This window comes from Micromonospora sp. MA102, from assembly GCF_025460765.1.
Taxonomy (GTDB): Bacteria; Actinomycetota; Actinomycetes; order Mycobacteriales; family Micromonosporaceae; genus Micromonospora; species Micromonospora halotolerans.
This window is the reverse complement of sequence record NZ_JAMWEG010000013.1, coordinates 57,382-69,908: the sequence shown is the minus strand read 5'-3', so window position 1 is coordinate 69,908 and position 12,527 is coordinate 57,382. Positions and strand designations below refer to the sequence as shown.

Genomic DNA, 12,527 nt, shown 5'->3' with positions numbered 1-12,527 from the left:
AGGAGATCCCGGTGAACGGTGTCGTGGGCAGGACGTGGGCGTGGGCGCGGGTGGGCGTGCTCGCCCTGCTGTGGGGATCGACCTTCCTCTGGATCGAGCTCGCCCTGGAGGCACTGACGCCGGTCCAGGTCACCCTCAGCCGGTGCGTACTCGGAGCGGCCACCCTGCTGGTCGCCTGCCTCGGCTCGGGTCGACGGCTACCCCGGGATCGGGCGACCTGGGGTCACCTCGTCGTGGCGGCCTTCCTCTGCAACGCCCTGCCGTTCGCCCTGTTCAGCGTCGGCCAGCAGACCATCGACTCCGGGATGGCCGGCGTGCTGAACGCGACGACCCCGCTGTGGTCCCTGCTGATCGGCGTCGTCATCGGCGCCGAGCGCGGACTCCGGCCGGCCCGACTGGGCGGGCTCCTGCTCGGGTTCGCCGGGGTCGTGCTGATCTTCGCACCGTGGCAGACGACCGGACCGGTCGGCTGGGGCGCCCTCGCCATCGTCGCCGCGGCGGCCAGCTATGCCGCCGGCTTCGCCTACATGGGCCGCAACCTGGTCGGCAAGGGCATCCCCACCATCTCGCTGTCCGCAGCGCAGCTCGTCGCGGCGACCGGCCTGACCGCGCTGACCCTCCCCGCCGGCGGCCTGACATCGATCGGGATCGACCCGAAGGCCGCGATCGCCGTCGTGATGCTGGGCGTCGTCGCCACCGGGATCACCTTCCACCTCACCTACCGGATCATCGCCGCCGAGGGCGCCACCAACGCCGCGACCGTCGGCTATCTGCTGCCGGTGGTCTCGGTGGCGCTGGGGGCCGTCGTGCTCGACGAGGGGTTCAGCCTCCGGATCGCCGCCGGGATGGCGGTCGTGCTCGTCGGGGTCGACCTGACCCGCCGGCACCAGCGGCCGCTGTCGTCACCGGCGTCGACGGAAACCCCGGCCGCGTTGACCGCGCGGAGAGCCTGACCCGCAATCAGGTCCGAACCGGACGGTCGTGCCGGGTGGGCGACCGTTCCCGGCTGCCCACCCGCGCGGCCCGGCCTACCGGACGAGCAACTCCTTGACCTCCGACACCAACGGCCGCTGAGCCGGCGCCGGCGTGCTGCGCCCGCCGGACCAGAGCACCCGGGCGACAATCCTCGGCGCGAAGAGACCCGGCGGCGGCGTCATCAGATTGGCCACGCTCAGGAAGCGCCGCCCGACGACGGGGTGCCGCGCGGCGGCGGCGTGCAGCCGGGTGACGTACCCGTTGAGCAAGCGCGTCCGGCGGCTGCGCGGCCCGACCACGGTCGGGTGGCGCAGGTCGGCGCCGACGGCCATGTCCCAGGGCACGTCCACCACCTTCGCCGCCGCGGCGAAGAAGCGGCGGGGCAGGTCCCGCCGGCCCAGGCGCAGGCAGTCACGCAGCACGATCGCCTCCGCCGCGGCCACCGTCATGCCCTGCCCGTACGCGGGATTGAAGCTGCACACCGCATCCGCGACCGCGATGAACCCCTCCGGGAGGCGGGCGAGGCGCTCGTAGCGGCGGCGCACGCTGGCGGGCAGGCGCATCCGCTTCGGCGGGCCGAGCGGCTCGGCCCGGCGCAGCAGCGCGTGCAGCTCCGGCGCGGGCAGCCGCCCGGCGAAGGCGAGGTAACCCTCGTCGTCGACCGGCGGGGCGTGGTCCGGGCCGACGCCGAGCAGCGTCACCATCCACCGGTCACCCTCCGCGGCGATGGCCACCCCGCCGTACGGGGCGGCCGGCGACGGGCTGCTGATCACGGCGGCGAAGGTGGTCTCGCCCGGGACGCGGCGGTAGTCGCGCGAGACGTACACGGTGCGGGGGTCCACCCGCTCCTCGGTGGGCGGCTGGTAGCCGAGTTCGGCGAGCCAGGTGGGGCCGCGGTTGCCGCGGCCGGTCGCGTCCACGACGAGGTCGGCGTCGTGGCGCTCCTCCCGGCCGCCGCGGGGAAGGACCCGCGCGCCGGTCACCGTGGCGCCGTCGGCCAGCAGCCCCACGGCCTCGCACCGGTCGCGGATCTCCACGTTGGGCAGCGCACGGACCCGGTCCCGGACGTACGCCTCCAGGGCGCGCCGGCTCACGCACAGCCCCGCCAGCCCGGAGGCGACCCGGGGGATCCGGTGGCCGTCGTTGACCCAGACGCAGTCCCGTTGGATGTCGACCGGGACGGCCCCGTGGGCGGTCAGTTCGGCGGTCAGGCCGGGGAACAGCTCCTCGAGGATCTGGCGACCGCGGGCGAGCAGGCCGTGCGAGTGCCCGCTCTGCGGCACACCCTTGCGATCGACGGCCTCCGCCGGCAGGTCGTCCCGGTCGAAGACGGTCACCGTCGCGTACGACTCGCTCAGCACCCGGGCGGCGAGCAGGCCGCCCATGCTGCCGCCGAGGACGACCGCCCGACCGGTCTGGTTGGTGGTGGACACGGCACACTCCGTTTCGTTCAATGGGTGTCCCCAGTGAGCGGCACGCGGTGTCCGTGAGGGAAGCGAATCGGCGGACGACTAGCTGACAGTGAAGTTCCGGTCAGCGGCGCCACCGGTCCGACCCGTCCGACGGTCACCCGACGGTGTGGTGGAACCGCTGGTCAGGCCCCGTCTTCGGACTCCACCGGAGGGCCGGTGACGGATATCTCAGTCGACTAGCGGTCAGTCGTCGCCGGCGCGATTCCGGTCCCGCGGCACGTCACCCTCGCCTACGCTGAGGTTCAGTGTGAGGCGTCGGCACACACGGGTCTGAGACAGGAGCCGGACATGCGGGTGGCCGTCGCCGGCGCGTCCGGCAACATCGGGTCCCTGACCGTGGCAGCCCTGCGCCGTCACGGCCACGATCCCGTTCCGATGAGCCGGTCGCACGGTGTCGACCTGGTGACCGGCGACGGGCTGGACGAGGCGCTGACCGGCGTCGACGCCGTCATCGACGCGATGAGCGCGCCGGCGGCCGACCGCGAGGCGACCGTGGCGTACTTCGGCGCCGCCACCCGGAATCTGCTGCGAGCCGAGCGGGAGGCGGGGGTCCGGCACCATGTCCTGCTCTCCATCGTCGAGGTCCACCGGATCGCCGGCACCGCGCACTACTCCGGCAAACGGGAGCAGGAGCGCCTGGTCTCGGCCGGGGACGTGCCGTGGACCATCGTCCCCGTCACCCAGTTCTTCGACTTCGGCGAGACGGTGGCCTCGTGGACGGAACGTGACGGCACCGCCTACCTCGCGCCGGTGCTCATGCAGCCGATCGCACCGGCCGACGTCGCCGACGTTCTCGCCGAGGTGGCCGCTGGGCCGTCGCACGGACGCTACCGGGACGTGGCGGGCCCCGATCGGCACGATCTCGTGGACATGGCGCGCCGGACCCACCAGGCGACCGGGCGCGAGATGACCCTCGTCCCCACCTGGGAGGCGATCCTCGGCCCCGACATGGCGGGCAACGTGCTGCTGCCGGGACCGGACGCCCGCATCGCGCCCACAACCTTCGACGACTGGCTCGCGGACCGGACGCGACCGCGGTAGCCAGCCTCCTGCTCGGCCGTCGGCCCAGCGCGAAGACGGGCGGTCAGGATCGGCAGGGGAAGCTGCTCTTCCGCCATGGTCCCCGGCTTCGGGCTCCGCGACGGCGCCGGCAACGCCAGGTCCCTCTACTGGTCGCTGCTGTCCGCTCCCGCGTCCTGCCGATAGCTGTAGTAGGAGCTGACCGCCGGCTGGCCGGTGTAGTTGGGTCCGGCGCGGTCGTCGGCGCCGGCCGGGGCGCCATGGACGCCGGTGTCCGCCGCGGACCTGGCCGCCGGGCTGGTGCCGCGGTAGCCGCCGCACCGGCATCGGTCCGGACCCGTACCTTGGGGCGGTGGCTACCTTCGCGCGCATGCCGATCACGGCCCGTACGGTGCGGCTGCTCATGCCGGTGGCCGCGCTGCTGTTCCTGGGCCTCGCACTGCTGATCCGCGTCGTCGACGACGGGGCACTGCGGCAGTACTCCGGCACCGCGCTGTACGCGTCGATGGTCTGGGCCGGGGTGCTGTTCCTGCGGCCAGGGATGGCGCCGGTGCGGGCCGGGGCGGTCGCCACCGTGTTCTGCTGGTTGGTGGAGTGCGCGCAGCTGACCGGGGTGCCGGCCGAACTGTCGGCGCGGAGCCTGGCGGCGAGGCTGGCGCTGGGTGTGCAGTTCGACCCGGTCGACCTGGTCTGGTACCCGGTCGGGGTCGCTCCCCTGGTGGTGCTGCACCAGCTCGTGCGCACTCGGGCCCGACCGGCGTCGCAACCTCCGCGCGACGTCGTCCCCACGCCAGCGGTCCGCGCGGTTGACACCCGCCCGTAGCCGCTGGGCGGGGGCCTCGTTGGACGCCCTCCGCCGTCCGCCGCGCTATCCGGGGCGCTTGGCCGCCAAGCCGGTGCACCGCTGTGCGGTGGCGAGCGTGTCGAGGATGCGCTGCCTGCCAACGCCGGTGGCCGGCACCGGCTGGCCGCTGGCGGAGACCGTTGCCGGGACGAACCGGCTGTCCACCACCGTCCGCTCGCGTACGACCAGGTTCAGCACGCCGGAGTCCGTGCTGTGCGACGTGCCGTACCAGAGGAAGTTGCCCAGTCCGTAGTGCACGTAGGTCGGGCCCAACCAGCCGTCGGCCAGCAGCGTGTGCGCGTGCGTACCGACCACGATGTCGGCTCCGGCCTCGGACAGCCTTCCGGCGAACGTCTTCATCTCGCCGCTCGGGCACGAATTGCCCTCCACGCCCCAGTGCATGAAGACGATGACCAGGTCCGCACGTTCCCGCGCCGATCGCACCGCGGCGGTGGCCCGGGCGGGGTCGAACGCCATTGCCACCCCTGGTCGGGTGTCCGTCGCTCGCCACGACCCAGCCAGGTCATGCACCTGTGACATGCCCAGCACCGCGATCCGCAGCCCTCGTACCGTGGTGAGCCAGGGCGCATACGCCGCGTCGGCGTCGCGGCCCGCACCGAACACCGGGTACCGGGCTTCCGCCGCGGCGTCGAGGGTGTCGGCGAGCCCTTGCCGGCCGTAGTCGAGGATGTGGTTGTTGGCGATCGACACCGCATCCACCCCGGCCGCGCGCAGCGCCGCGAAGGCGGTCTTCGGAGCCCGGAAACGGTACGTCTTCGGCTGCGGGGTGCCTCGGTCGGTGACCGCCGTCTCCAGGTTGAGCAGCGTGACGTCGGCGTCGCGCAGCATCGAGGTGATCGGGCCGAAGGCCGTTTCCGGGCTGTCGAGCAGGCGCAGGGTACGGCCGGTGAAGTGGACGTCACCGGCGAAGGCCAGCCGCACCTCCACCGCATTGTTCGGCTTCGGCGTCGCGGTGGCGGTGGCGGTGGCGGTGGCGGTGGATGTCGGTCCCAGCGTGGCCCCGCGCCAGACCGGCGCCGGGCCGGTCGATCCGGCGGCGCATCCAGCCAGCCCGACGCCGACTGCGATCGCCGTCAGCGCTGCCAGCGAGGAACGCGCCGTCCTGCGCTTCACGCGGCCGAGGGTACGCGCTCCGAGCGACGCCCGGTGACCCGGCGGCCACACCAGAGGATCTCGACCGCGCCGCGCTGCGACCTCTCTCCGACGCCGATCTCCCGTTCGACACCTTGCGGCCCGAGTCGCCACGATCGCACTATCGATCAAACGGGTTTGATGTATCCTCCGAGTCATGAGTGCGTCCGGGCCAGCCGCCCCAGCGTTCCTGCGATTGGCCGCTCATCCGCTGCGCTGGAGGCTGATGACCGAGCTTGCCGCCAGCGACCTGCGGGTCCGCGAGCTGGCCACGCTCATCGGCGAGCCGCAGAACCTGGTCTCCTACCACCTGCGGCTGCTGCGGGACGCCGGTCTGGTCGCCGCCACCCGCAGCAGCTTCGACGGCCGCGACAGCTACTACCACCTCGATCTGGACCGCTGCGCCGAAGGGCTCGCCGGCGCCGGCACCGCCCTGCACCCGGCCCTGCGTCCGGGCATGGGCACGCCGCTGCCGTCGGTCCGTCCGCAGCGGTCGCGCCGCCTCACCGTGCTGTTCGTGTGCACGGGCAACAGCGGTCGCTCACCGATCGCGGAGGCCCTGCTCCGCCAGCACACGGCCGGACACGTCGAGGCGAGCAGCGCCGGGAGCCGTCCGGCGCCACGACTGCATCCCGGCGGCGTGCGGGTACTGCGCGACCAGTACAGCATCGACGTCGCTGATCAGCGCCCGCGCCACCTGGACACGCTGACCGGCCGCCGGTTCGACTATGTGATCACCCTGTGCGACCGGGCCCGCGAGGTCTGCCCCGAGTTCCCGCAGCACCCGCGCCGGATCCACTGGAGCATCCCCGACCCCGCGTCGGCCGGCGACAGCGAGCAGGCCGGCCTTCGGGCCTTCACCCGCACCGCGGCCGACATCGACACCCGCATCCGCCATCTGATACCCGTCCTCGAGCAAGGGGGTTCACGCCATGACCGGAAGCCACGAGTACGCCAGCGTCCGCTACCTGGTTGACGACGTTGCGGCAGCCGTCGACTTCTACACCACCCACCTCGACTTCGAGTTGGGTGCCGACGCCGCACCCGCCTTCGCCGAGGTGGTCCGCGGTCCCCTGCGACTGCTGCTGTCCGGGCCGGCCAGCTCGGGCGCCCGAGCCACGCCGGAGGACGCCGCCGCCCCCGGCCGCAACCGCATCCACCTCGTCGTCGGCGATCTGGCCGCCGAAATCGAGCGGTACCGGGCAGCTGGGCTGCCGTTCCGGAGCGAGGTGGTCGCCGGCCCGGGTGGGCAGCAGATCCTGCTGGCCGACCCCGCCGGCAACCTGATCGAACTGTTCCAACCGGCCGGTCGGGCGCGCGCCGCGACACCCGCACCATGACCGCGGGGGCGACCGCCCCAGCGCTGCCCGGTGCGGAACAGCTCCATGATCCGGGCCGGCGGGGGTGACGTGGCTGGCGTCGGCGGGCTCCCGGGCGCCCGACGGGCACGGGCCGGCCTCCGCTGATGCGTTGGTCGGCCCGTGCCCTCGGGTCAGCAGCGGGCTGGCTGCAGGACGATGTCGGTGTTGACCGTGCTACCGGACCGCACCTTGATCGTCCTTGTCAGACTGCTGAATCCGTCCTTGTAGTAGACCAGCGTGACCGGGCTGTCCCGCTTGTCGGCCCAGACCGACCAGTGGCCGGCCTCGTCCGTCCACAGCGTGGTGGTGGAGTGTTTCGTCCGGAGCGTGACCGTGGCGCGCGACAGCGGCGCGACGGTTCCGCTGCATCCGGCTCCGCTGACCGTGCCGCTCAGCCGACCCCACCGCTTCGGCGGATCGACGTGCATCGTGACCTGTACGGGCGTGGGCTGCACAGGACCGTCGACCCGGACCGCCACAGCGGCGCGGTAGTCGCCCGGCTGGTCCACCGTCGACGCGTTGCCGGCGTCCAGCTTGAGCGTCACGGTCCGGCTCTCCCCGGGCCGCAGCGTGAAGGCATCCCGGCTCGCGGAGAGCCACGGCACGTCGCCGGACGGCCCACAGATGTCGTACCCCGGCAGCTCCTGGCCGCTCGCCGTGGCCTCGAAGTACTGCAGCGCCCCGCCGACCCGGTAGACGCCGCAAGCAGCGGCGCCGCGGTAGAACGGCGCCGGTGCGTTCGGCAGGGCGTGCCAGGCGTCGGCCATCGGATCGTACGCATGCCCCTCGTTGGTCACGGACGACGTCGGGCCCGTGCCACCGGCGACGCCGCCGCTCAGCAACAGCTGCCCGTTGGCGACCGTCGACGCCGCGCCCCACCAGCCGGTCGGCAGGTCGGCCAGGCGGGTCCACGCGTCCGTGCGCGGGTCGTACGAGTGGGCGGCGGCCGACCCGTCACCGGTCGTGATGTCCACACCGCCGGCGCAGACCACCCGGCCGGCCAGTCCGCCGCAGGACATGAACGCCTCGCTTGCCGGGTAATCCGCTCTGCTGCTCCACCGGTCGTGTGCCGCGTCGTACACAAGCACAGTGGTGGTGGCCGGGGCGCAGTCGCCGGTGGCGCAACCGGACACCACGTACAGCAGGCTGTCGAGGACGGCACTGCCGGCGGCGGCCCGGGGTGCGGGCATCGACGCGCCGCGCGTCCACACCTTGGTCACCGGGTCGTAGACCTGCACGTCGGTGACGGCGTCCAGCGGTCCCCAGCCGCCGGCGACGACGAGCCGGCCGGAGACGAACGCCGCCACCGGCTTCTGCACGGGCACCGGCAGGTCGGGCAGTGCCGACCACAGCAGGCGGACCGGGTCGTAGACGTACCCCTTCGCCGTGGGGCCGTAGCCGTCGTGCGTGCCACCGACGACGTAGACCTTGCCGTCGTCGCCGCGAGCCATCGCGTTGTCCATGATCGGGCCGCCCGGGTAGTCGGCCATCGGCGCCCACGCCGGAGCGGCGGACGATGTGGAGGCGGTCATGGCCGGCTGCGAGGTGACGGTCGGTGAGACAACGGCGCGCTGCCCGGCGGGGGCGTGCCGGACGCCCGAGGCCACGCCCGGGACCCGTCGCACCGGAACCGCCGCGGCGGCGACCCGCCCGCCGACCGGGGTGAAGCCGCCGGGCTGCTCCACGAGGGAGACGTGCGCCGGCGCCGACCCGGAGTTGGTGACGGTGAACGCCGCCTGCTCGCTGTCGCCGAGCCGGACGCTACGCGTCACCGACGCGGGGCGGATGGTGAGCGCCGCGGCGGCCAGCGAAAAGTCCGCCCTGTTGACGGTGTCGGCCGAGACGTGCACCGACCGCGTGCTGCTGACCCGGTTGCGCGCCGACGCGGTGAACCGCTGGTCGCCGCCGCCCGGGGCGAACAGGGCGAAGTATCCGTCGCCGATGGTGTCGTCGTCGGGGGTGGCCACCGACGTGGCCTGCGCGTCCGGGTGGGCGACCGCCGTCACGGTGGCCCCGTCGACGCCGTCGCCGGTGGTCGCGTCGAGGACCCGGCCGGCGACGATCCCGCCGGTCACCGGGTCACAGGTACGCGTGCCGACGTACACGTCGTCGAGTTCCCAATAGCGGGCGAACTGCCCGGCGTAGTGGAACCGCACCAGCACCCCGCGGTGGTGGGCCGCCTGCGGGATCGGCACTGCCAGCGGCCCGTTGATGATGGCCAGCCCATCCTGCTTCCAGACGGTCGACCAGGTGGCTCCGCCGTCGGTGGAGACGCCCACGTCGGCCGACTGCGTCGGCAGGTACCCGACGAAGCGGGTGCGCAGCCCGATCACGGGGTGGTCGACGTCGGCGAGGTCGACCGGCGGTGTGGTGAGGGTGGTGTCCTTGCGGTCCTGGAACTGGGTGTCGATGAGAGCGAAGTTCCCGCTGCCCGTCGTCTCGTTGGTACGCGGGATCACGGTGCCCCGGTTGAACTCCCACCCGTTCTCGGTCGCGTTGTCGACCCGCCAGCCGGCCGGCACCTCGGTGGAGTCGAACGGTTCGGCGGGCAGGCCGGCGTAGTTGTGGTGGTAGCCGGCGGCCGTGCAGGTCTCGTCGTCCACGGGCACCGCGAGGTCCCGGCCGACGTCGGTGGCGTCGATGGTCACCTGCGCGTCGGCGGTGCGGTATCCGGCCGCGTCGGCCTTCACGCGCAGGCTCAGGGCGGACTGTACGGGCACCCGCATGCGGTAGCGGCCGGTGAACGGATCGGTGCGCACGGGCTGCAGTGGTGTGCCGGGTGCGGACACCGTGGCGTACAGCGGCCAGCCGTGCCCGGAACCGTCAGTCACCGTGCCGGAGAGCGTGACCAGTGGCTGCGCGCGCAGCGCGACGTCCACGGTGGCCGTCTGGCCGTCGGTGACCTCGGCGGTCCGGGTCGCATCGGCGTAGCCGAACGCGGTGACCGCGACGTTGAACGTGCCGGTGGGCCGGGTGACGGCGAAACGCCCGGCGGCGTCGGTGGTGGCGGTGACGGCCGGGCCACCGCCGCTCACCGTGACGGTGGCGTTCGCGACCGGCGCGTGGCTGGTCGCGTCGGTCACGGTGCCGGCGAGATGGCCGTGGGGACCGGGTGCCCGGAACGCGGCGACCCCGTTCGGGGTCCCGAGACCCGTCGGGCCGTCGAACCCCTCACCGGCGGTGCACAGGTACGCCGGCGCCGGGTCGCAAATGCCGTTCCGTCCCTCGGTGATGTCGTTGAGGCTGCCGGCGGACGCGGCGTAGGGGTACCAGTTCGGCGTGTCGCCCGCCGGCGTCCGGCCGGCGAGCGCGTACACGCCGGCGATGATCGGGGCGGCGAGGCTCGTGCCGCCGTACGGCGCCCAGCCGTAGCCACCGAAGGTCTGGTAGACCGCCAGACCGTTGAGCGGGTCGGCGAGGGCTGACACGTCGGCGACGCTGCGGCCGCGGCAGCCGGGATCGGCCTGGAAGTACGGCTTCGGTTCCACCGTGGAACAGCCGCTGCCCGGCGCGCCGGCGTAGTTGTTCCACACCTGTTCGGTCCAACCGCGGCCGGTGGTGTCGTCGCGGGCGAGTGTGGTGCCGCCGACGGCCGTCACGTACGGCGACGAGGCGGGGAAGGACATGCCGTACCCGTAGTCGCCCGAGGACGCGACGATCGCCACCCCGGGATGCTGGTAGTACTTCCCGTAGGTGGAGTTCACGTCGGCGTGTTCGGGACCGCCGTAGGAGTTCGACACCACCTGCGCGCCGTTGGCGACGGCCTGGTCGACGGCCTGCCCCAGGTCTCCGGCCGAGTTGCTGTCGGCCTCGACCAGCAGGAGGTGGCAGCGGGGGCACACCGCCGACACGGCGTCGAGGTCGAGCGAAATCTCGCCGGCCCACGTTTCGTCCGGTATGGGGTAGGTCTGGCCGCCCCGCTGGTCGATCTTCTTGAAGCAGCCGTTTTCGGTGGTGCACGGGGGCAGGCCCCAGTGCGCCCGGTAGACCGCGAGGTCGGCCTCGGCCGTCGGGTTGTCGAAGGCGGCCACGACCGCGACGGTGACGCCGTCACCCCCCGCGGCGGGCAGGTCGTATGCGGAGGCAAGGTCGGCCGGCCCGTACCCGTAGATCGGCTCGGCGTCGCTGGCCTTCTGCGACGGCGCGGACGGCTGCGCGGGCGCCGTCGGCGGGATGCGGCGGATCGAATGGCACTGCGCGTACCCCGGCTGGACGGGCCCGGAGCACACCCGCTCGAGCCGCCACTGGCCGGACCCGCCCGGGCCGGCCGTGGGGGCGGAACCCGTGGACACCGTGGCCGCCGGGGCCGCGTGGGCCAAGCCCATGGCGCCAGGGGTAGCCTGGGCGACCAGGGTGCTGACACCTATGGCGGCTAACGCGAACGCGCGTGACAGACGACGCGACATAGTGATCCTCCCCATTCGTGCCGGCATCGAGCGGCACTGCGGTCACGCGTCGTCACGAGGGATTTCACCTGCTCTCCGCGCGCCAGGCACACCGGCTGCGAGACGATAACAGCGGGACGGCGCGCAAGGATGCCCGATCCGGCCAGGTGCCGCTTTCGGCCGCGCGGGCCTATGCTCGCGGCTGTGACGGGCAACGGTGAGCCGGGTGCGTGGGATCTGATCGGGCTGTCCGACCTGGACCAACAGGTGTACCGGCGGCTCCTGCTCGACCCCGGGGCCGACGCAGGGTCGCACGCCGAGGCACTGGCGTGCTCGGCCGCGCAGGTGCGCGCCGCGCTGGACCGCCTGGTGTCGCTGGGCCTGCTACGTCACGACAGCGCCGACGACGGCCGCTACCAGGCCGTGGACCCGCTCGCCGGCCTGGCCGCGCTGGTGCGGGACCGCCGGCATGCCCTGGACCGGCTCGAGGCCGCGTCGTACGAGCTGTCGCGGGTGTTCGCCGCCGGCCTGATGCGTACTCAACCGCGACGACTGTTCGAGGTGGTCGAGGGGCGCACGGCGACTGCGAGCCGCATCTACGACCTGCTCGGCTCGGCGAGGACGGAGGTGGTCGGGATCGACAGCCCGCCGTACGTCGCGCCGAGCAGCACGCACGTCAGTGACGCCGAACTCGGTCTGCTGCGCCGAGGCGTCCGGTTCCGCTCGCTGTACGCAAGCCAGGTCCTCGACGAACCGGCGCTGGTCGCCCGGATCCAGTGGATGGTCGACAACGGCGAGGAGGCCCGGACTCTGCCGCAGGTACCCATGAAGCTGCTGGTGGTCGACCGCGAGACCGCCGTGGTGCTCCTCGCCGGCGAAGAGACCGCGCCGGAGACCCTTTCGGTCGTGGCGGCGCGTTCGGCGCTGACCGACGGTCTCCAGGCCATCTTCGAGCAACTGTGGTCGCACGCCAGCCCCATCCGGTTCGGGTCGGGCCGCGACGGCGGCGCGGTGGCGCGCGACCCCGACACGAACGAACTCCTCGACCTGCTCAACGCGGGGATGAAGGACGAGTCGATCGCCCGCCACTTCGGGGTGAGCCCACGGACGGTCCGCCGCCGGATCGCCGCGCTGCTCGACGAACTCGACGCCACCGGCCGGTTCCAGGCCGGCGTCCGCGCAGTCCAGCGCGGCCTGCTCTGAGGTTGTCGGGTCACGTCCACCGGGCCGACGCAGCCGACCGCCACCACCACGGCCACCAGGAACATCGTCATCACCGGGCACCGTGCGCACACCCGGCGGGGCTGCGGGCGCCGCG

Annotated in this window: 9 protein-coding genes; 6 read left to right on the top strand and 3 right to left on the bottom strand. The window is 73.2% G+C overall.

Annotated elements, in window-relative coordinates; genetic code table 11:
• The first annotated feature begins 11 nt into the window (after positions 1–11).
• The gene (locus NFX44_RS23740) at positions 12–953 is read left to right on the top strand and encodes a DMT family transporter (protein ID WP_262285799.1); all 942 of its coding nucleotides are present in this window, start codon (positions 12–14) and stop codon (positions 951–953) included.
• A 75-nt stretch (positions 954–1,028) separates the two neighbouring features.
• Here NFX44_RS23740 and NFX44_RS23735 read toward each other — a convergent pair whose 3' ends face one another.
• Positions 1,029–2,408 (bottom strand): FAD-binding protein, encoded by a 1,380-nt coding sequence (locus tag NFX44_RS23735; RefSeq protein ID WP_262285798.1) that lies wholly within the window; start codon positions 2,406–2,408, stop codon positions 1,029–1,031.
• Between the two features lie 327 nt (positions 2,409–2,735).
• Between NFX44_RS23735 and NFX44_RS23730 the strand changes: the two genes are divergently transcribed.
• Together NFX44_RS23730 and NFX44_RS23725 are read left to right on the top strand one after the other, a co-directional pair.
• The gene (locus NFX44_RS23730) at positions 2,736–3,488 is read left to right on the top strand and encodes an SDR family oxidoreductase (RefSeq protein ID WP_262285797.1); all 753 of its coding nucleotides are present in this window, start codon (positions 2,736–2,738) and stop codon (positions 3,486–3,488) included.
• A 349-nt stretch (positions 3,489–3,837) separates the two neighbouring features.
• Positions 3,838–4,290, top strand: a complete 453-nt coding sequence (locus tag NFX44_RS23725; protein WP_262285796.1) for a DUF2809 domain-containing protein — start codon at positions 3,838–3,840, stop codon at positions 4,288–4,290.
• Positions 4,291–4,335: 45 nt separating this feature from the next.
• Here NFX44_RS23725 and NFX44_RS23720 read toward each other — a convergent pair whose 3' ends face one another.
• A complete protein-coding gene (locus NFX44_RS23720) occupies positions 4,336–5,445 on the bottom strand; it encodes a CapA family protein (RefSeq protein ID WP_262285795.1) in 1,110 nt (369 codons plus the stop codon).
• 175 nt (positions 5,446–5,620) lie between these two features.
• On the opposite strand from NFX44_RS23720, the gene NFX44_RS23715 reads away from it, so the two are divergent.
• Together NFX44_RS23715 and NFX44_RS23710 are read left to right on the top strand one after the other, a co-directional pair.
• Positions 5,621–6,439, top strand: coding sequence for an ArsR family transcriptional regulator (locus NFX44_RS23715; RefSeq protein ID WP_262285794.1), 819 nt, complete (start codon positions 5,621–5,623; stop codon positions 6,437–6,439).
• Entirely contained in the window at positions 6,396–6,803 is a 408-nt protein-coding gene (locus tag NFX44_RS23710) for a VOC family protein (RefSeq protein ID WP_262285793.1), read from the top strand. Before NFX44_RS23715 ends, NFX44_RS23710 begins: the two co-directional genes overlap by 44 nt.
• 152 nt (positions 6,804–6,955) lie before the next feature.
• Here the strand turns inward: NFX44_RS23710 and NFX44_RS23705 are convergent, their stop codons facing one another.
• Positions 6,956–11,149: a carboxypeptidase regulatory-like domain-containing protein gene (locus tag NFX44_RS23705; RefSeq protein WP_262285792.1), complete on the bottom strand. Its 4,194-nt coding sequence runs from the start codon at positions 11,147–11,149 to the stop codon at positions 6,956–6,958.
• A gap of 264 nt (positions 11,150–11,413) precedes the next feature.
• Between NFX44_RS23705 and NFX44_RS23700 the strand changes: the two genes are divergently transcribed.
• Positions 11,414–12,412, top strand: coding sequence for a hypothetical protein (locus NFX44_RS23700; protein WP_262285791.1), 999 nt, complete (start codon positions 11,414–11,416; stop codon positions 12,410–12,412).
• Positions 12,413–12,527 lie beyond the last annotated feature (115 nt).

Excerpts from the sequence above, each read along its gene's own strand:
- NFX44_RS23730 (WP_262285797.1), top strand. The coding sequence starts at position 2,736 with ATGCGGGTGGCCGTCGCCGGCGCGTCCGGCAACATCGGGTCCCTGACC.
- NFX44_RS23725 (WP_262285796.1), top strand. The coding sequence starts at position 3,838 with ATGCCGATCACGGCCCGTACGGTGCGGCTGCTCATGCCGGTGGCCGCG.
- NFX44_RS23715 (WP_262285794.1), top strand. The coding sequence starts at position 5,621 with ATGAGTGCGTCCGGGCCAGCCGCCCCAGCGTTCCTGCGATTGGCCGCT.
- NFX44_RS23710 (WP_262285793.1), top strand. The coding sequence starts at position 6,396 with ATGACCGGAAGCCACGAGTACGCCAGCGTCCGCTACCTGGTTGACGAC.
- NFX44_RS23705 (WP_262285792.1), bottom strand. The coding sequence starts at position 11,149 with ATGGGCTTGGCCCACGCGGCCCCGGCGGCCACGGTGTCCACGGGTTCC.